Below are 19978 nucleotides of genomic sequence, written 5' to 3' on the forward strand. Positions count from 1 at the left end.
GGCGCACTCCGCCTGTCAACTACGGAGTGCAATCATGTTTGGTCTTTACCCTGCCGGTTCGGAGTGGGTTCGCGTGTTCGTGATGGATGATCAGGACGTGCGCGATATCCAGAAGTCGCTCGTTGAGTACGCTGGTTTCACGGCGGCAATCCTTCATCAACCCTTCGGCAAGGACCGGGGGGCTGTTCTGGCGCAAGCCGGTCAGATGCTTGTCCTCGGCGCAACCACGCCGGGAGCGAGCCAGATGGTCGTCACCCCTGCGGTCGAGATGCAGCACCTGTTGTGGTCGCATCACACGGGCATGGCAACGCAGTGGTCCCCGATGGAGATTCGTACCCTCACCGGCTATGCCGGGTGGGACGAGTTGCTGACGAGTGCGCGGCGGGAGTTCAGCCGAACATGCGAAAAAGTCGAGGCTGCCATCGCCGGGAAACTTCAGGCGCCGGGCGTTGTGGTCGCGAGAGTCGTCCCGATGACCGAGCCGTTTCCAGATGATGACGACATCGCGTTCTATTCCCGGCTGGCTTCCATGGCAGAAGGGATGGAGGTGTCGCCATGCGCCCACTGAAGCTGACTCTCGAAGGCTTTTACGGTGTGCGCGACGGTATGAAACGCGACAGCATCACGCTTGATCTGGAGTCGCTGCCGGATGGCCTGATTGCGCTAGTCGGTCCCAACGGGGCTGGCAAAACGACGATCATGGACAACCTGCACCCGTATCCGATCATGCCGTCTCACGCGTCGTCGCTATCGGTCGATGCCTTTTCGTACTGGGACCACATCTGCGGGACCAGTGCGCTGAAGGAGCTGGAATGGCAACACGACGGTATCCGCTACCGCTCGACGTTCACATTCAGAAAGCCGGGAAAGACAGGCAAGGCGGAGTACTACCTTGCGTGGCGTGGATCTGATGACGCGTGGCGCCCCGTCACCTTGCCCGATGGCACGGTGTCGGACGGCAAGGCGGTGACCTATAACCGCTGCGTCGAAGCCATCAACGGCTCGCTTCAGACGTTCTTTACCAGTGTCTTTTCCGCGCAGAACCGGCGGCCGCTCGCCTCCTACGGAGCGGGAGAAATAAAGACGTTGCTCGCGGAAATGCTCGGCATTGAACACCTCAAGGCGCTGTCGGCAAAAGCTGGCGATGTCGCGAAGATTCTTGGCCGGGCGCTTGAGGAGATTCAGTCGGACCTGACGGCGCTTGTGGGCAAACGGCAAAGGAAAGCGGAGGTTGAGCGATCGGTGCTGGCGCAGGGCGATGTCCTGCGTGAGACCCGGGCGCAACGCGATCTGAAGCTTGAGGAAGCCACAAAGCTGACTCAGGAGCGCGCAACGTTGGCGGCAAAGGCAGGCGAATCGTCAACGGCTGAAGCGAGGCTTCGTGAATTGTCGGTGCGCGCTGGCGAACTGGTGAAGGGCGTACAGGCGCTGGATGGTGACGAGCGGGCGGCATCCGTTCGGAGCCAGCAGCGTGTGAATGCGCTGAAGCAGACCGTGACCAGTCACCAGACGACGCTCGCCCGCAAGGAAGCGATTCTGGGTGCGGCGGCCAGGCGTGACGAAGCCCAACTGCTGATTGCTCGTGAGGAGGTAAAGCTGGAGCCTCTGCAACGGGTTATCGCGGAGCTTGAAGCAAAGCAGGTCAGTCATGCCACGCTTCAGAGCTCGCTTTCGGGTCTCATGACGCAGGGTCAGACTAAAGCCGCCCACTTCGAGACATTGACGAAGCAGGCTGCGGTAGTCGACCAGGTGCCGTGTGTGGGGCATGCGATGCATGCCACGTGTCCGCTGCTCAGTCAGGCGTTGCAGGCGAAGTCGCAGGCAGAGGAGCAACGGGTGTCGGTCGCCGAACTTCGCGCGCAGTATCGCGAGAAGAAAGCACAGGCCGATGCGCTTGCTCCAGTCGTTGCGGAGCTTGCTGCAAAGCGCAGTGAGCGTGATGCGCTCACCGCGATTCTGACCGAAGCCCGGTGCAACCTGCAGGCGGCGACTGAGCTTGCCGCCAGCAAGCCGCTTCTCGATGCTGCTGCAACGGGCCTTGAGACCGCTAACGCGGAGTTGAGGCAGGTTGCTGACGAGGTCGCTGCGCGCTCAGCCCGATACGAGTCCGAAAAGGCGCGTATGACGGCTGAGATGACCAGAATCCATGCGGAATCGAAGCAGCTTGCAGCCGTCGATGTGACGGCCGCGATTGCGGAGACTGACCGGAAGCTGGCCACCAATCGCGAGGCTGTCGCAGAACTTGAGGGCCGGATTGAAGGCGCGATCCGTGCCCAGACAGTGCTGCAGGCCGAAGCAAATGGGCTTGCTATTGAGCTCGACGGGTTCTCGGCGACGCAACTGCGGGCCGACCGGCTCTCCGATGAGATTTCCCAATGGAAGCTGCTCGCGAAAGGCCTTGGCAACGACGGCGTTATAGCGTTGACGATCGACGACGCGGGACCTGCACTGACCGACACCGTCAACAGGCTGTTGCTGGCCTGTTACGGCATGCGGTTCACAGTGGAGATCCGCACGCAGCGCGCGCTTGCAAACGGCGATCTGCGTGAGGGTTTCGAAATCCTTGTGCACGACGCGGACGCCGACAGCACGAAGTCGGTGTCGGTGATGTCCGGTGGCCAGAAGGTCTGGATCAACGAATGCCTCACACGAGGTATTGCGCTGTACCAGGCCCAGAACGCCGGGCAGCCGTACCAAACGCTCTTTAGCGACGAGTCCGATGGTCCGCTCGACCCGCAGCGCAAGCTGCAGTTCATGCGGATGAAGCGGGAGGTGCTGAAGCAGGGAGGGTATGAGCGGGAGTTTTTCATCTCGCAAACGCCTGATCTGGTGAGTGAGGCCGATGCCGTGATCGACGTTCAGGCGCTGGCCGCGTGACGTGTCATTTCTTTTTAAACCTGTGGGGAACGTCCCCACAGGGCGTTTCCTCGCTTATTTCCAACGAGGAACGTCGATGTCCACTTTTCAAAATCTCCAGAAACGCACTGAAGCGGTAACGCTGTCAGTTCGTCACTGTTCCCCGCGTTCGGGCACCACTCACAGCTATGTCCTGAACGGCTCGCTCCTGCGTGACGTCCTGGTCGAGGGCAAGTGGGTGACGATCCACGCGAGCGATCCCGCTAATTCACGCACCGCTTAGGCGGCGCACACCCTTTATTCGAGATATCCAGATGGAAACTTTCCTCATGCTGCTGTTTGCGGCAGGCACGTCATCGCTGTGTGCCTGCACTGCTGCGCCGCAAACCCACGTCGCAACTGCGCGGCCCGTGATTGTGGTCCACGCGCCGAGAGGCGAACCGGGTGACTTCCGGGTGTGCCCGGATGGCAGGGTAATCACATACCCGCTGAGTCATCCAAAAACCTGTTCCTGAGTCAAACCGTGCAACGCCTCGGCACCCTTTCGGGAGCCGAGGCTTTTCCGGTAAACGTACGGAGGTGTTTATGAGAAAACAGATCGTCATTGCGACGGTGGCTGGCGCCCTCGTTGCGGGTGCGGGCATGTTGTGGGCGCAACCGGCGCTCAGCGCAACCAGCGACGTACAGGTGGCGTTTTCACCTGACGGTGGCGCGGAACAGCTAGTCCTTCAAACCATCCGTAGTGCGAGGCAGTCAATTCGCGTGATGGCCTACTCGTTCACCGCGCCGGCAGTCGTAAGAGCGCTGCTTGATGCAAAGCGACGTGGCGTCGACGTGGAAGTAACCGTCGATTACCACAACAACGTCGAAGAGGATCGCAGCGGGAAGGCTGCGGCTGCGATGGGCTCGCTCGTGTATGCGGGCGTGCCTGTCGTCGTGGTGCGCGCGTATCCGATCCAGCACAGCAAGTTCGCGGTAGTTGCCAACGCAACGATCGAGACGGGTTCGTATAACTACAGTCAGGCCGCCGCGCGTGTGAATTCCGAAAACGTGCTGGTGCTGTGGAACCATCCGGAGATCGCGAAAGCGTATCTCGATGACTGGAAGATCGTGACGGCGCAAGGCGAGGCGTATCGGGCCCGCTGACCGCCAACTCCTTCTACTCGTACTTTCTGACCCCGCGGGAAAGCGATCCCGCCGGGGTCGCTCCGCATTCACTTGTGGAGTTTTCATGGTTAATGCAGCAACACCGTGCGCGGCGGGTGCAGTGCCTTGCTGGCTGGCGCCGTATGCGAGTGGCGAGAAACAGGGGTGGGCGCAGGCTGTCATGGCCTACGCCGACTACTACTGCGTCGATGGCAGCGCCGACGATGATCCTGCCGTTGAGGAGCGTCTGATCATGCGCCGCCCTGCGATGGTGGCCTATGCCAGCCGGACCGGTACACGGCGCAATCCCGAAGCGCTTGCGCATGCTGGCTGGCGTCTTCTTGTCTCCGCTAAAGGCGAGCACCGCACCGAAGGCATGCGCTACGCCATCGACAACGGTGCGTGGACCGCATATCAGCGTGGCGAGCCGTTTGACGAAGCCGCGTTTCTTGCTGTCGTCGACAAGCTCGGCGAGCGTGCTGACTGGATCGTCCTGCCGGACATCGTCCAGGGCGGTCTGGCATCGCTCGAGTTCTCATTGCGCTGGATGGAGCGTCTGCGAGGCATGCCCTCACAGCTCCTCATCGCTGTACAGAACGGCATGCAACTCGAAGATGTCGCGCCGTACCTCTCGCCCGTCGTTGGTATTTTCATCGGCGGGTCAACGGACTGGAAGGAATCGACTGCCGAAGCGTGGGGACTACTTGCGCGCCGACGCAACTGCCATCTGCATGTTGGTCGCGTGAACTCGGCGCGCCGCATTCGCATCTGTGCGGCCGCCGGCGCTGACAGTTTCGACGGCAGCGGGCCAAGTCGTTTCTCCAATGCGTTGCCGCGCCTCGATCGGGCAACCCGGCAGCCGGATCTTTTCGCCGCGGCCGACCAGTCGCTCGAAGAGGCTCAAGCCGCAAGTTTCGGCATGACCTTGTAGTGAACTCATGACTTTTTAACCCTTTCGGGAGCCGATCCCGAAAGGGACGCTCCCATCCCTTTACGGAGCGAACAGATGGGCCGTGATATTCATACCCTGATGGAAACCGCCATTGCATCGATGCAGTCGTACGTCGAGCAGGGCTATGTACTGGCCGCAGGTGTAAGCGGTGGCAAGGACAGCACGTGCGCGATGGTGCTCATGCTCGAAGCAGTCAGGCGGGCGAGGCATGCAGCCCCGGCGTCAGGCACTACATTACGTCGTCGGATACCACGATCGAAAACCCGAGCACCGCGAACTTTCTGCACGCGATGCTCGATGAGGTCGCACTGTTCGTGGAGGACAGTGGTCTGCCGATCGAGATACACGTCACGCAGCCGTCGCTGGCCTCGCAGTTCGTTGTTTCAACGATCGGGCGAGGCACGCTCGTACGAACTCCAGAAAATGGCGTGCGTAACGGCAAACGCATACGCGCCTGCGCCGATGCCTGGAAATTGCAGCCACAGGGCAGGCTTCGGGCGCGGCTTGAAAAGGAGGCGTCATCGGCCCGCGTGAAGGAAGTCATCAGCGTCGTAGGCACCAGACTGGACGAGTCGGCGGTACGGCGCGCAGCCATGACTGAGCGCAACGAGCAGGCCGACGTGGCAACACGGCAGGCGTCTGCCTCACTGTCGCTTTCGCCTTTGAAGGACTGGACGTCTGACGATGTCTGGACCATGCTTGGCTGTATGGTTGATCCAGGGTCACTCCGGTTCTCGAGTCCGCTCGCGCCGGCGACCATCGCCAGACTCTCGGATATCTACCGCGCTGGCAATGGCGGTGTCTGCGGTGTCATTGCCGGGGAAAGCGGCGCTCGCGCAGCTTGCGGAAGCAGGTTCGGTTGCGCACTATGCGCTGTCACAGGTGCTCGTGACAAGTCGATGGAGTTCATGGTTCAGGAGCCGGAACACGCGCACCTGAAGCCGTTGAACGAGTTCCGTAACTATCTTCTGGCGATCCAGTGGGATCTGTCTCGGCGTGAGCTCGTTGGACGCACGATCAGTGATGCGGGGTACACGCGAATCCAGGCGGATACCTACGGCTTCTGGGAGCGCATGCGGATGCTGCGTATGCTGCTTTCGATCGACGCAGAGGAACGCGACCGCGCAGAACGGCATTCGGGCGAGTTGGCGTCGGGCCGCATAGCCGATACCGAACACAACCGCATGTTGTGCGATCCCCAGTTCGAATTCGTCACGCCACAGCAGCTTGTGGCCATCGATTTCTTTCTGTCGATGCACCACTACGCGCCGCATGCGTTCCCCGCGCTCACTGCGTGGCATGACGTCAACGTGCTTGGCCGCAGATATGCGGTTCCTCACGTCGAGCCGAAGCCGAAGGCAGAGATTGTTCTGCATGGCTGGTACCCGGTGGATCGGTATGACCGTGAGGCGCCTACGGTCGGCCTCCGCGATTTCGATGCGGAACAGTGGAATCGCTACAGGCATCCTGAGCGTGCAGGGTGGTACGCGCGTACGTCGGCCGGCGAGCAAACGGTGTATTTTGAGGAGGCCTCGCAGTTTGAGGTCGATGCCGAGGCAGCATGCGAGTTCGTGACCTGCACGTACGACACCGCGTACATGTTGAGGACGCAGCACCATGATGCGATGGAGTCAGCGCGGTTCTGGCTGAACGAAGGCATTGTGAAGCTGCCGGTCGGCATGGCGCAGCGTTATCAGGAGATGGCAAAGCGAGGGCAGTACTTCGGCAGGCTCGCCCAGCGTTTAAATCTGACGCCCGACGAGCTGGACACGCACCTGATTGCGAATAGCGTGAGTGACGCGCAGCACGCGGCGATGCTGAAGCCGGCGGCGCCGCAGTTTGATCTTTTCGCCGCAGCAGCCTGATCGGCGTGCGGCAGTTTCTTTCGACAATCCCCGGGGCTTACACCCTGGGGATTTTTTTGGTTGAGCGGGCGTTCGGGGAAGGGCTCTGGTCGACCCGTTGCTGACGGTCGTTTTCCGCGAGCCAATGTCTGCTCTCGATCGCGAGGCGGTCGCTCATCGTAATGCATCGCCAACAGTCGTGCTCGACGAGACTTCAGCTGTCTCCGGTTCGCCCTTAGACGGTGTTAGGAACTTCCGGTCAAAACCTGGTAGGCAGTATGACTTCCTGCGGGACAGAGGCTGGCCTGCCGCAACGGAATCAAACGCGGGTTAGCATTGCTGTCAGAGCCGCACGGTGCGGACGTGCCGCACCCGGCGATTTCCGACGCGGAGGCCAGCATGGAGCACGATAGCACTCTTTACGTGGGTCTTGATGTTCATAAGGATTCGATCACGGTCGCCTATGCCATTGGTTCGGGCGAGGTTGAACTGCTCGGCAAGATCGGTACTACGCAGGCCGACGTGGAACGGTTGTGCAAGAGACTGCAATCTAAAGCGCGATGCGTCAGCATCGTCTACGAAGCCGGTCCGTGCGGATATGGGCTTTACCGGCAGCTTGTCCAGAAAGAATTCCAGTGCATGGTCTGCGCGCCCTCGCTGATTCCCCGCAAGCCAGGTGAGCACATCAAGACTGACAGACGTGATGCCGTCAAGCTCGTCCGATCGCTGCGTGCCGGCGACCTGTCGGCCGTATACGTCCCCAGCATCGACGATGAAGCATTCCGGGATCTGGCCCGCGCATGGGTGATTGCCAAGGACGACCTCAAGCGTGCACGGCAACGGGTAAAAGCCTTTCTGCTGTCGCACGGCGTGCGCTACACCGGCTCTGCCGACTGGGGGCCGGCGCACCGACGCTGGCTGAGCGCATACAGCTTCGACAGTGCGTGGCAGCAGTTTGCGTTTGAAGAGCTACGTCGCGCGATCGAAGACCGGCTCGCCCAATGTGACCGGCTGGAGTCCGCGCTGCGTGAGGCAGTCGTCAACTGGCGCTTCTATCCCGCCGTCCTGGGCCTGCAGGCAATGCGCGGTGTCCAGTTCACCACGGCAGTGGGCATGCTCGCCGAGCTGGGCGATCTCTCACGCTTCGTGCACCCACGCCAGTTGATGGCGTGGCTCGGGGTGACGCCGTCCGAGCACTCATCGGGCGGCAAGCGTCGTCAGGGCAGCATCACTAAAAGCGGCAACAGTTATGCAAGAAAGCTGCTAGTTGAAGCTGCATGGAGCTATCGCCACCCTGCGCGTGTGAGCCCCGATATTCAGCGTCGTCACGAAGGTCTGCCTAAACCGATTGTAGATCGAGCCTGGGACGCACAGGTGCGCTTGTGCCGACGCTATCGCAAACTCGTCGCGCGCGGCAAGCAGAAGAATATCGCCGTAGTCGCAGTTGCCCGTGAACTCAGCGGATTCATCTGGGACATCTGCCGGCTCTCCTTGTCGCTGGCCATACCGCGCGAGACACAGATGCCATGATGTACAGCAATGCCCTGCGTCTGCATCCACCGTAACGACACGTGCAGGAGTTTCCTGAAGGCGGCGTAGCCCGGCACACGAGTAACCCGCGACCAGGGTAGGCAACGGATCTCATCCGAATTGCGGTGGTAGGTAGCGGAAGGCTCATTGGGCGGACATCTGTAATGCGGTAGCCAATCCGCGGATATCAGCTTGATCCACCGTCGAGATTTACTGCTACGTCGCCCTCAGGAAATTCAAACATCGAAAACACAGAACCGATCATATTGACACGAGAAGTCATATCACCCCTGGAGGGATGACAAGAGAGAAACGTAAAGCGTACCCGACAGACGTGTCAGACGAAGAATGGAGCTTCGTAGCAGCGTATCTGACGTTGATGGATGAGAGTGCACCACAGCGTAAATACGAGTTGCGCGAGATGTTCAATGCGTTGCGCTGGATGGCTCGCGCTGGGGCTGCGTGGCGAATGCTGCCGACCAACTTTCCGCCGTGGGAACTCGTGTACCAGCAGACGCAACGATGGCTGGCGGCCGGCTGTTTCGAGTGCATGGTGAGTGATCTTCGTTCGATTATCCGTGTCGCGCAGGGGCGGCGGGGGCAGCCCAGCGCGGTGATCCTTGATGGCCGTACGATGCAATCGACATGTGAGAGCGGTCCACGCGCAGGCTATGACGGCTACAAGCGCAAGCGTGGCAGCAAGGTGCATATGGCGGTCGACACGCTGGGTCAGTTGCTCGCCGTACACGTGACGCCGGCCAACGAGCAGGAGCGCGCACAGGTGGCAGAGCTGGCGCGCCAGGTGCAGCAGGCAACGGGAGAAACCGTGAAAGTGGCCTTTGCCGATCAGGGTTACACGGGCGAAGCTCCTGCGCAGGCCGCGCGCGCTCAGGGAATTGATCTCCAGGTGGTCAAGCTCGATGAAGCGAAAAAGGGTTTCGTGCTGTTGCCACGTCGATGGGTAGTCGAGCGCAGCTTCGGATGGCTCAACCGCTTTCGACGCCTCGCTCGTGACTACGAACGCTTGCCCGAAACACTCGCAGGTCTGCATTTTGTCGTCTTCGCCATGCTTATGCTTGTCCATGCAATCCCAGTACTTCGAAGTTCCTAACACCGTCTAGCAACGACTCGGGCTGCCCACGAATCAGGCATCGAAGGCATTGACCGGGCCAACGAAATCCAACTTCTTGAGATCGACGCCATTCGTGCGCATAATCGCGTAAGCCATGGCTACGTGGAAGTAGATGTTCGGGATCACGATCTGCAGCAAATAGTTTTCGCCAGTCAGCTTACCCGGCACCCAGGATACTTTTACGATCTGACTGGCGGCGTCAGCGTACCGGTCTACCGCCACGCTTTCAGCAAAGTCGATCGCCTTGCGGATGCGCGCACGTGCTTCATCAAGCGTCTGCTCATTGTCTTCATGCCGCGGCGGCTGCTGTCCTGAAAGCCAGGCGGCTCCGCCTTTCAGATAGTCGCAAGCGCTTTGTATCTGATAGAGCAGCCCGCCCATGTCGGGAGCGAGACGGGTCGACAACAGCACGGCAACATCGAACTTCTTTGCATTCGCGTGGCGCTCAGCCTTGTCGAGATAAGTCTCGATTGTCTTTACTGCTTGCACGCATTGCGCAATAGCCTCTGCATACATCGGATTCTCCAGGGAGATGTTTTTCGCCAACTCATGCTTTGATACGACCGTTTCAGCTTGTGCGTGGAAACTTCACATACAATACTGCGACCTTATCCCCACGTGAGCGAACGCGTTGGACCGACTAGAAGCCATGGAAATGCTGCTGACCGCCGTGGACAGAGGAAGCCTGTCGGCAGCAGCGCGCGAACTCAAGATTCCTGTCAGCACACTCACTCGTAAGGTCGCCGATCTTGAGGAGTTGCTCGGAACTCGGCTGCTGATACGAACCACGCGAAAACTCACATTGACCGACGCGGGCATGTCATACGTCGCGGCGGCACGGCGCATTCTCGACCTCGTGCGTGAACAGGAGCACGAGGCCACGGGCGAGTTCGCGACCGCGAAAGGCGAGTTGGTAGTGACTGCGCCCATGCAACTTGGCCGTCTGCATGTCTTGCCCGTCATCAATCAGTTCCTCGCGCAGTATCCGGACATCACCGTTCGGCTCCTTCTCTCCGATCGAAACATCGATCTCATTGATTCGCACGCCGACCTCGCCTTGCGGATCGGAGAACTTGCGGATAGCAGCATGATCGCCACGCGCATCGGCTCATTGCGCCCGATCGTCTGCGCGAGTCCCGCCTTCCTTGCCAACCATACGCCGCCGCGCGAACCCGACGATCTCGTGAAGTACTCGTGCGTCGTGTTCAATAGCCCGTATCTGTCGCCCTGGCGCTTCCGCCTTCCCGCGACGAGCAAGATCTATGTCCTCGGCGTGAAACCCCGGCTCGAGGTCACGACACCCGACGCTGCCGTCAGCGCCGCCGTGGACAACGCAGGCATCACCTACGTCTTCGAGCACGATGCCGATGAAGCGCTCCGTAACGGGCAGCTCGAGATACTCCTGCCACAGTTCGAGATCGAGCCCGTGCCGGTCCATCTGGTTCATGTGTCCAGAAATCTGATGGCCATCAAACTGCGGCATTTCATCGACTTCGCGGCACCCAAACTTAGGCAATCGCTCTCCCGATTCGGCAAGCAGAAGCGGCACTAGCGATCTCTCGATTCCCTTCGTTCACGACTCGTCGCTCTCGTCACCGAGTACCCGATCATTCCGGTTCTCGATAACGCCCCGCGTCGCCTTCGTTGCACCCGGACCGGCAGCGAACCGCACGTCCCGGTATGTCAGCGCCTGCCCGCCCGTCGCGCGTACTTCGACGGCCTCCACGGGACTCCCGCTTGCATGCTCCACCAAGGTGATCGGCGGCTTTCCATTTGGCCTTAGCCACTTGTCTCCCCATTGCATGAGCGCGACCAGCACCGGGTATAAATCCGCCCCTTTCGAGGTCAAACGGTAACCAAACGTGTTCGCGCGTTCCGCGACCGGGAAACGTTCAAGGATATCCAGTTCGATCAAACGTTCCAGCCGGGCCGTGAGGACATTGCGGGCGATACCGAGCCCGCTCTGAAATTCGTCGAAGCGCCTGCTGCCTTGCGTACACTCGCGAACGATCAGCAGCGTCCACCACTCGCCCACCTCGTCAAGGGCGCGAGCAATCGAACAGTCCATTCCATCGAAGCGTTTTCTATACATGATGGAGCATATCCTAGCGCAAGTTTCGTCACGCAACTTAACCGGATTGTGGGGAACAGCTTCCCGGTTTCGCCCAGTAGTGTGACGCAACGGCGTTGCCTATAGTTGCGTCACGAAACTTAGCCGGCAGTCGTTCACGGAGAAGCCTCCCAGGAACGCGGCCAGATTCTGGACTACGCGGCTTTCTTCATACGAGAGAGCAAAGATTGATCATCTGACGGGCGAGTTGGGCCACAACCCTATGTTGTATAGCCTGCTCCCATAATTAGGAATGCGATGAATACTGAAATTGATCAGGCCGAGACGAGCGTTACGACTCCCGCCAACCCGGCGCCCTCCGGCCCGCTTCGATGGGTCGGCAAAGGTGTCGCAGCCGCGGTGATCGTCGCGATCGCGGCCACGGCAGCTCACATGCACTGGTCGAGTGCAGCGCCCGTTGCCGCACCGCCGCCTCCGTCGGTTGCTGTCAGCGCACCGTTGCAGCGTGATATCGAAGGGCGGCTCGGCTTTCTCGGCCAGTTCTCGGCCGTCAATCGAGTCGACTTGCGCGCGCAGGTCGGCGGCACGCTCGTGCAGATCAATTTCAAGGACGGCGACATCGTGCATAAAGGCGACGTCCTGTTCGAGATCGATCCTGAGCCGTATCAGATCAAGCTGAGCCAGGCGACGGCCGGACTCGAATCCGCGAATGCGCGGCTGGCGCTCGCCACGCGCGAGCTTGCCCGCGCGCAGGAACTGCAGCGTTCTGAGGCGGGCACGGTCGAGAACGTCGATCAGAAAGTCGCTGAACAACGTGCCGCTCAAGCGGCTGTCGACAACGCCAATGCACTCGTTCGCGACGCCCGGTTCGACCTGGATCGCTGCAAGATCACGGCACCGTTTACCGGGCGCATCGGCACACACCTCGTCTCGACGGGCAATCTGGTATCCGGCAGCCGCGCCGGCGGCGGCCCCACGACGCTGCTCGCGACCATCGTTTCGCTGGACCCGATCTACCTGGATTTCGACATTAGCGAAAACGACTACGCCGCCTTCCAGCGTTCTCGTGGAAACCAGAAAGGACCACTCGCAGACGCAGTGAAGATTTCGCCGACAGGCGACAGCGACTATGCGCGCACCGGCACCCTCAACTTTATCGACAACACGCTCGATCGTTCGAGCGGAACGATTCATGCCCGCGCAACGATTCCCAATAGCGACCTGTCGTTGACACCCGGTGGCTTCGCACGCCTGCGGCTGGCGACGACTGCACCGCAACCGGCATTGCTCGTCCCCGATGCCGCCGTACTCCAGGATCAAACGGACCACATGGTCTACGTCGTCGGAGACGATAACGTGGCCTCGCCCCGAAAAGTCGAGATCGGCGACCTTCGAGGTGGCCTGCGCGTCATCCGATCCGGACTTGCCGCGACCGACCGGGTCGTAATCGACGGCATTCCTTCTGTTCGTCCCGGCGCGAAGATTTCTCCCCGCGCGGGAGCGATTCAGTTCTCGGCGGAGCACGGTGGCCAAGGAGCCGAATCATGAAACTGACTCACTTCTTTATCGAGCACCCGCGCTTTGCGGCGGTGCTCAACATATTCGCGGTGTTGATCGGTCTGGCAACCATGGTGAAGCTGCCCGTCGCTCAATATCCGAACATCGTTCCCACGACCATTCAGATCACGACTTCGTACCCCGGTGCATCGGCCGACACGATTGCACGCACGGTCGCCACGCCGCTCGAGCAGTCCGTCAATGGCGTCGAGAACATGGATTACATTTCGAGCCAGTCGACCAGCAACGGTCAGTTGACGATCACGGTGATCTTCAAGGTCGGAACCGATCCGAATACCGCGCTTTTGCTGACACGTAGCCGCGTCGAAGACACGCTGTCGCGCCTGCCTGCCGAAGTGCAGTTGCAGGGCGTCCAGGTGAAAAAGACTATCCAGGCGCTGCTGCTCGGCGTTCACGTGTATTCACCCGACGGCTCGCGCAGCCCTGAATACTTGTCGAATTACATGCTCAAGGTCCGCGATCAGATCGCGCGTCTGCCGGGCGTGTCGGACTTTCAGTTGTTCGGCGAACGGCAGTACGCGATGCGCATCTGGATCGATCCGGACAAGGCAGCCTCGTACAACATCAGCGCGAATGAAATACTGGCAGCGCTTCGCGCGCAGAACGCCGCCGTCTCGGCAGGTGTGCTCAACCAGCCGCCTGTATCGAACAATGGCACAGGTGCCTATCAGATCAATATCGACGCGCTTGGCCGTCTGACGACACCCGAACAGTTTGGCGACGTCGTCGTCAAGTCCGATACGCAGGGACGTCTGACGCGCATTCGCGATATCGGCCGTGTGGAGCTCGGCTCGGTGGACTACGGCTCCAAAGCTTACGCTGACAGGTATGCCGCCACGCCGTGGTTCGTCATTGCCACGCCCGATGCAAACGTGGTGCAGGTCGAGCACGACGTGTGGGCCAAAATGGCCGAGCTGAAGAAGAGCTTCCCGCCCGGCGTCGACTACATCAAGATCTACGACCCGACTACCTTCGTATCCCAATCGATCGAAGAGGTCGCGAAAACCATCGGCATTGCGATTCTGCTGGTGGTTGGTGTGGTGTATCTGTTCCTGCAGAACTGGCGCGCCACGATCATCCCGGTTGTCGCGATTCCGGTGTCTCTGGTCGGTACGTTCGCGATCCTTTCGCTGTTCGGCGCGTCCATCAATAACCTTTCGTTGTTCGGACTCGTTCTGGCCGTCGGGATTGTCGTGGACGATGCGATCGTCGTGGTCGAGAACGTCGAACGGAACATGGCGCTCGGCATGTCGCCGAAAGAAGCCGCTCATCGAACGATGAACGAGGTTTCGACGGCCATTATCGCCATCGCCCTCACATTGTGTGCGGTGTTCGGCCCCACTGCGCTGATGTCCGGCATCTCGGGGCTGTTCTTCAAGCAGTTCGCGATTACGATCGCCGCGTCCACCGTCATCTCGTGCTTCGTCTCGCTTACGCTGAGCCCGGCTCTGTGTGCGGTGCTTCTCAAGCCGCACGAGATGGAAAAGTCCCGCGGCGGATCGACCGCGATGGGGCGCCTCCATCACGCGATTTTCGGCCGGTTCAATGCGTCGTTCGAATGGCTGTCGTCGCGCTACGGAAGGATGACGGGCCGCGCCGTGCGTGCGACCACCGTGATGCTGATCGTCTACGTGGGCCTGATTGGGGCAACTGCGTTGCAGATGTCGAGAATGCCGACCGGCTTCATTCCGGAACAGGACATCGGCTATCAGGCGGTAATTGCGTTCCTTCCTCCGGGCGCCAGTCTCGAACGCACCGACAAGGTGATTCGCGAAATCAACGACATCGTGCTCGATACGCCCGGACTCAAGGGCGTAACACACACGTCGCCTGTGTCGGGCCTCGACGTCACGACGGGCACGATTGCGCCCAACGTCGGCACGCTTTTCTACGGGCTGCCTTCGCTGTATGGCAAGCATGTCCCCGGCGTCAATGCGGCGTCGATGCTGGTCGAACTCCGCAAGCGTGTCGCGGGTGTCAAGGATGCGGTGGTCATCGTGATCAATCCGCCGCCCGTGCAAGGGCTGGGCGCGGCAGGCGGCTTCAAGCTGATGCTGGAAGACCGTGGCGGACTCGGCCCGCAAGCGCTCGCCGACGCGTCACGTGCGCTCGTGGCTGCAGCCAACAAGGACAAGGTATTCGGTGGTGTCTTCACGCTTTACAACGCGGGCGCGCCATCAGTCTATGCGGACATTGACCGCCTGAAGGCGGAAAAGATCGGGCTCACGCCCACCGATGTGTTCTCCACGATGGATCTATACCTTGGCTCGCAGTACGTGAACGACTTCAACTTCATGGGCCGCACGTACCAGGTACGCGTTCAGGGCGATGAAGCATTCCGCCGGACACCCGAAGACATCGGACGGCTCAAGGTGCGCAACTCGACTGGCGATATGGTGCCGATCAGCAGCGTAGCGACGTTCAAAAACACGACCCAGCCGTATCGCGTGCCGCGCTACAACATGTATCCCGCAGCGGAAATCATGGGTGCAGCCGGTCCCGGATATTCGTCGGGCGACGCCATCCAGCACATGGAACAGCTCGCAGCGCAGGTGCTTCCGAACGGCATCACATACGAATGGACCGATCTCGCTCACCAGCAGAAAGAGCAGACCATGTCGCCGCTCGTGATCTTTGCTGCCTCGGCACTGTTCGTGTTCCTCGTGCTTGCTGCGCAGTATGAAAGCTGGAAGACGCCTCTCGCGATCGTGCTGATCGTGCCGATGTGTCTGCTCGCCGCAGCGATCGGTCTGAACGTGCGCGGCATGCCGATCGACATTCTTGCGCAGATCGGCTTCGTGGTGCTCGTCGGACTGGCCGCGAAGAACGCCATTCTCATCGTCGAGTTCGCCAGACAGCGCCAGGAGGAAGACGGTGTCGACGCGGAGGACGCCGCCACCCATGCGGCACATGTGCGGTTGCGTCCTATCCTGATGACGTCGTTTGCGTTTATCGCGGGCGTGGCACCGCTCGCCATTGCCAGCGGCGCCGGCTCGGAAATGCGGCAATCGCTCGGCACAACGGTGTTCTTCGGCATGCTCGGCGTGACGCTCTTCGGGCTCGCATTCACCCCTGCGTTTTACGCCTTCGTTCGCAAACTCGGCATCAAGAGCGCGCCTGTTTTGCGGAAACTCGGTAGTGGAGAAGTGGAATGAACGGCTTCGTATCCAGAACTTCGAAAGCGATCACCGGCAGTCTGATTGTCAGCGCAATGCTTGCGGGCTGTGCGGTCGGGCCCGACTACGTTGCGCCTCACACCGAGATGGCGCCGTTTCACAACGCGAAGGTCGTCGCCGACCGGCAAACGACGTTGCCCGCCCCGAACCTCGATAGCTGGTGGAAGGGCTTCAATGATCCCGAACTGGTCAAGGTGGTGCAACGGGCGCTGGATCAAAACCTGAGCCTCCAGGCTGCGATCGCACGCGTCGCGCAATCACGCGCCGCGGCTCAGGCGGCCGGCGCCCGCCTGCTTCCGACAGTCGATGCCAATGGGTCGTACACGGCATTACACCAGAGCACACAAAGTCCGCTTGGCACGATTGCGAGCGCGTTTCCCAACTACAGCCGCGACCAGAAGGAGTATGTCGCCGGTGCAACGGCAAGCTGGGAAATCGATCTGGCGGGCGGCCTGCGGCGCGCGCATGCGGCGGCCACCGACGAAGAGCAGGCCGCCGAGGCCTCTCAACTCGGCACGCGCGTGACGGTTGCCGCCGACGCAGCCGACGCTTACCTGCAAATCAGAGCGCTGCAGGCGCAACTGGCCGTCACCCAGGACCAGGTCGATACCGATGCGCGTCTGCTGGAACTCGTGAAAGCGCGTAAACAGGCGGGCGCATCGGATGAACGCGAGGTGGCGCAGGCTGAAGCCCTGTTGCTTCAGGCACGTGCCACCGTTCCGAGCTTGCGCGTGTCGCTCGAAGCGCAATTGAACCGGCTCGATGTGCTGATGGGCGCCCAGCCGGGGACCTTTGCGGCAGAACTCGGCACGAACGCGGGTGTGATTCCGGACGTGCCCGCCATCGGCAGCGCGGATCAACCCGTCGACGTGCTGCGGCGGCGCCCGGACATCATCGCTGCCGAACGCCACCTGGCGGCTTCCAACGAAGCGATCGGCGCAGCAATTGCCGATTACTACCCGAAGATTTCGCTCTCGGGCGCCCTGGGATTCGACAGCATTTCAGCCAGTCACTTTCTTAGCGCGAAGTCGTTCCAGCCAATCGGCACGGGTGCGCTGCAGTGGCGTCTGTTCGATTTCGGCAAGGTGGACGCCGAGGTCAAGAATGCGCGCGGCGCTTATGCGGAAGCGTTGGCGGAGTATCGGGAGGCCGCCCTCAAGGCAACCGAAGACGTCGAAGACGCGTTGATGACGCTTTCGCAAACAGAGATTCGCGCGCAGGAAATTGAACAGGAAGTCGCCGCGTTGACGAAGGCGCGCGATCTGTCGGAGAAAGCGTATCGCGCGGGTTCGATCACGCTCACCGATGTGCTCGACGCCGACCGGCAACTGCTCGATGCGCGCGACGATCTCGATGCGACGAAGGCAGACGCTGCCCGCGCCGCGGTGAGAACGTTCCGCTCGCTCGGTGGCGGATGGGACGCCTCGCATCAGCACCTCGCGCAGACGAAGTGACCCGGCGCACGACTTAACCGGTTTATGGGGAACAGCTTCCTGCTTTCGGCTCGTAGTGCGATGCAGTCGGTTTCCCTATAGTTTCATCACGAGACTTAATTCGTAATCTTTCTGGAGAAGCCGACATGGATCGCCGCCTTCTAACACTCTCACTCGGTATGTTTGCGCTGGGCACCGACAGCTTTGTTTTCGCTGGCATCCTGCCTGAAATCGCGCACTCGTTTGGCGTCAGCATCGGCGCTGCTGGCCAACTGATCAGCGTCTACGCGCTGAGCTATGCCCTGCTCGGTCCGACCATAGCAGCGCTTGCTGCGAACGTTCCACGCAAGCGTCTGCTGCTCAGCGGCATCGGATTGTTCGTCATCGCCAATCTCGGCACTATCGTGGCGCCGAATCTCGGCATCGCATTGGCCACGCGCGCTTTCGCAGGCCTTGGTGCAGCGATGTTCTCGCCGACTGCCAGCGGAACGGGCGCGTCACTGGTGCCGCCGGAGCGTCGCGGGTACGCGTTGTCCATCATCGTGGCGGGACTGACGACCGCTACCGCGCTGGGTTCGCCCATAGGTGCCGTGATCGGCGGGCTCGCGAGCTGGCACTGGACGCTGGTGCTCGTTGCCGCGCTCGGTGCAGCCGCGTTCGCCGGTATCGTGGCATTCCTGCCTGACGTGCCGTTGCCGCCGGCCATCTCGCTGCGTGAGCGCCTGTCTCCCCTGACGGACTCGCGCGTCGGACTCACGCTCACGACGACTGTGCTTGCACAGATCGGCACCTTCATCATCTTTAGCTACTTCTCCGTTGTGTTCGATCGTGCGGTCGGCCACAGCGCCCTGGTGCTGGGTGGATTGCTTGTCCTCTGGGGACTGGCAGGAACCTTCTCGAATCTGCTGACAGGACGGATACTAGACAAGATCGGTTCGCACAAAGTCGTGCTGATCAAGCTCTCCATCGTCGCAATCGTCATCCTCACCATGCCGATCACCGGCGCACATCTTTGGAGTGCAGCGATTGCGGTGACGATATGGGGCGCTTGTGCATGGGGTGTGCTGGTACCGCAACAGTTCCGTCTCGCAAGCCTGAATCCGCCGATGACGGCTGTGCTCGTCGGTCTCAACACTTCTGCGACTTATGTAGGTGTGTCAATCGCTGGGGCGCTCGGTGCTGCTGTGATCCCGGTCATCGGCAGCCATAACCTCGGCTACCTCTCCAGCATTCCCGTGGTCATCGCGATCCTTGTCTCCGGGCTCGCGACGCGCCGCATCGCATCGTTTGCAAAAACAGCAAAAGACGCTGTAGCGGCTTGAGTTTCCATTTCCGTTCAAGGAAAAAGCAATGTCTAACGTAAATACATTCCGTCAGTTGCACGATAATTCGGTCCCGCTCCGCTTGCCGAACGCGTGGGATGCCGGAAGTGCACGTCTCATTGAATCGCTGGGTGCACCCGCCATTGCCACGACAAGCGCCGGCTTTGCGTGGGCATTGGGTTATCCGGACGGCCGCCTACTTCCTTTCGATGAGGTCGTTGCTTCTGTTCGGCGTATCGTCCGCGTGCTGAACGTGCCCTTGTCGGTCGATGTCGAGAATGGCTATTCGGACGATCCAAAGACCGTTGCGGACCATGTCATGCGACTGGTGGATCTCGGCATCGCCGGCATCAATATCGAAGATGGCTTAGATCCGGCATCGCTTCTCGCCTTGAAGATCGAGGCGATCAAGGATGCGCTTGTGATGTCGGGTTCGGATCTCTTCGTCAACGCACGCTCCGACGTCTTTCTTGCGGGCCTCGCTGAAAAATCCAAACAAGCCGAAGAGTCGATTGCTCGCGGCAATCTATATGCATCGGCCGGCGCGGATGGACTTTTCCTGCCGGCCCTCGTGCAGTCATCCGATATCGAAACGATTGCGGGCGCGACGCGTTTGCCTCTTAACGTCATGGCCGTGCCAGGACTCGCCGATGCAGTGGCGCTCGGCAAGCTCGGCGTGCGCCGGTTGAGCGCGGGCAGCGGCATCTCGCAGGTCGTGCTCGGCAAGGCGAAGGCCCTCGCGCAGGACTTTCTGAACGACGGTCGTTCCGAAACGCTCGCTAGCAATCCCTTGCCGTACTCCGAAATCCAGAACCTTTTCGCCGGACTGATCAAGCGATGAGCGAGAGACGTATCGCGAAGGTTCGATCGTCGACGTCCGCTCGAACTTCTTTCACTACTGAACACACAGGCAACTGGTTGCTGATATGACTCCGTGT

The 19978-nt window shown here is 60.6% G+C and carries 15 protein-coding genes; 13 read left to right on the forward strand and 2 right to left on the reverse strand.

The window, feature by feature from the left end:
• The first annotated feature begins 34 nt into the window (after positions 1-34).
• From OKW39_RS21450 to OKW39_RS21480, 7 genes are all read left to right on the forward strand, one after another.
• Positions 35-568 (forward strand): hypothetical protein, encoded by a 534-nt coding sequence (locus OKW39_RS21450; protein WP_429563564.1) that lies wholly within the window; start codon positions 35-37, stop codon positions 566-568.
• Complete coding sequence (locus tag OKW39_RS21455) at positions 556-2877, forward strand: SMC family ATPase (protein WP_429563565.1); 2322 nt, start codon at positions 556-558, stop codon at positions 2875-2877. The genes OKW39_RS21450 and OKW39_RS21455 overlap by 13 nt, the downstream gene beginning before the upstream one ends.
• A gap of 564 nt (positions 2878-3441) precedes the next feature.
• Positions 3442-4002 carry a phospholipase D family protein gene (locus OKW39_RS21460; protein WP_429563566.1) on the forward strand — a complete coding sequence of 187 codons (561 nt, stop codon included), beginning with the start codon at positions 3442-3444 and terminating at the stop codon, positions 4000-4002.
• Between the two features lie 85 nt (positions 4003-4087).
• Positions 4088-4933 carry a hypothetical protein gene (locus tag OKW39_RS21465; protein ID WP_429563567.1) on the forward strand — a complete coding sequence of 282 codons (846 nt, stop codon included), beginning with the start codon at positions 4088-4090 and terminating at the stop codon, positions 4931-4933.
• Positions 4934-5244: 311 nt separating this feature from the next.
• Entirely contained in the window at positions 5245-6819 is a 1575-nt protein-coding gene (locus OKW39_RS21470; protein WP_429563568.1) for a hypothetical protein, read from the forward strand.
• A gap of 378 nt (positions 6820-7197) precedes the next feature.
• Positions 7198-8328, forward strand: a complete 1131-nt coding sequence (locus OKW39_RS21475; protein ID WP_090812607.1) for an IS110 family transposase — start codon at positions 7198-7200, stop codon at positions 8326-8328.
• Between the two features lie 298 nt (positions 8329-8626).
• Positions 8627-9439: an IS5 family transposase gene (locus OKW39_RS21480; RefSeq protein ID WP_429349555.1), complete on the forward strand. Its 813-nt coding sequence runs from the start codon at positions 8627-8629 to the stop codon at positions 9437-9439.
• A 33-nt stretch (positions 9440-9472) separates the two neighbouring features.
• Here OKW39_RS21480 and OKW39_RS21485 read toward each other — a convergent pair whose 3' ends face one another.
• Positions 9473-9976 (reverse strand): DUF1993 domain-containing protein, encoded by a 504-nt coding sequence (locus tag OKW39_RS21485; protein WP_184032773.1) that lies wholly within the window; start codon positions 9974-9976, stop codon positions 9473-9475.
• Positions 9977-10109: 133 nt separating this feature from the next.
• Here OKW39_RS21485 and OKW39_RS21490 point away from each other — a divergent pair, with 133 nt between their 5' ends.
• A complete protein-coding gene (locus tag OKW39_RS21490; protein ID WP_260330533.1) occupies positions 10110-11012 on the forward strand; it encodes a LysR family transcriptional regulator in 903 nt (300 codons plus the stop codon).
• A gap of 21 nt (positions 11013-11033) precedes the next feature.
• On the opposite strand, the gene OKW39_RS21495 is transcribed toward OKW39_RS21490, so the two are convergent.
• The gene (locus tag OKW39_RS21495; RefSeq protein WP_184032769.1) at positions 11034-11552 is read right to left on the reverse strand and encodes a winged helix-turn-helix transcriptional regulator; all 519 of its coding nucleotides are present in this window, start codon (positions 11550-11552) and stop codon (positions 11034-11036) included.
• A 378-nt stretch (positions 11553-11930) separates the two neighbouring features.
• Between OKW39_RS21495 and OKW39_RS21500 the strand changes: the two genes are divergently transcribed.
• The 5 genes from OKW39_RS21500 (at position 11931) to OKW39_RS21520 (ending at position 19881) form a co-directional block, all read left to right on the forward strand.
• Positions 11931-13079 carry an efflux RND transporter periplasmic adaptor subunit gene (locus OKW39_RS21500; protein WP_429563569.1) on the forward strand — a complete coding sequence of 383 codons (1149 nt, stop codon included), beginning with the start codon at positions 11931-11933 and terminating at the stop codon, positions 13077-13079.
• The gene (locus OKW39_RS21505; RefSeq protein ID WP_184032765.1) at positions 13076-16264 is read left to right on the forward strand and encodes an efflux RND transporter permease subunit; all 3189 of its coding nucleotides are present in this window, start codon (positions 13076-13078) and stop codon (positions 16262-16264) included. The genes OKW39_RS21500 and OKW39_RS21505 overlap by 4 nt, the downstream gene beginning before the upstream one ends.
• Positions 16261-17739, forward strand: a complete 1479-nt coding sequence (locus OKW39_RS21510) for an efflux transporter outer membrane subunit (protein WP_184032763.1) — start codon at positions 16261-16263, stop codon at positions 17737-17739. Before OKW39_RS21505 ends, OKW39_RS21510 begins: the two co-directional genes overlap by 4 nt.
• Positions 17740-17864: 125 nt before the next feature.
• Complete coding sequence (locus OKW39_RS21515) at positions 17865-19040, forward strand: MFS transporter (protein WP_106313501.1); 1176 nt, start codon at positions 17865-17867, stop codon at positions 19038-19040.
• A 28-nt stretch (positions 19041-19068) separates the two neighbouring features.
• The gene (locus OKW39_RS21520; protein WP_184032761.1) at positions 19069-19881 is read left to right on the forward strand and encodes an isocitrate lyase/PEP mutase family protein; all 813 of its coding nucleotides are present in this window, start codon (positions 19069-19071) and stop codon (positions 19879-19881) included.
• Positions 19882-19978: the final 97 nt, after the last annotated feature.

Source organism: Paraburkholderia sp. MM6662-R1 (genome assembly GCF_050436245.1).
Taxonomy (GTDB): Bacteria; Pseudomonadota; Gammaproteobacteria; order Burkholderiales; family Burkholderiaceae; genus Paraburkholderia; species Paraburkholderia tuberum.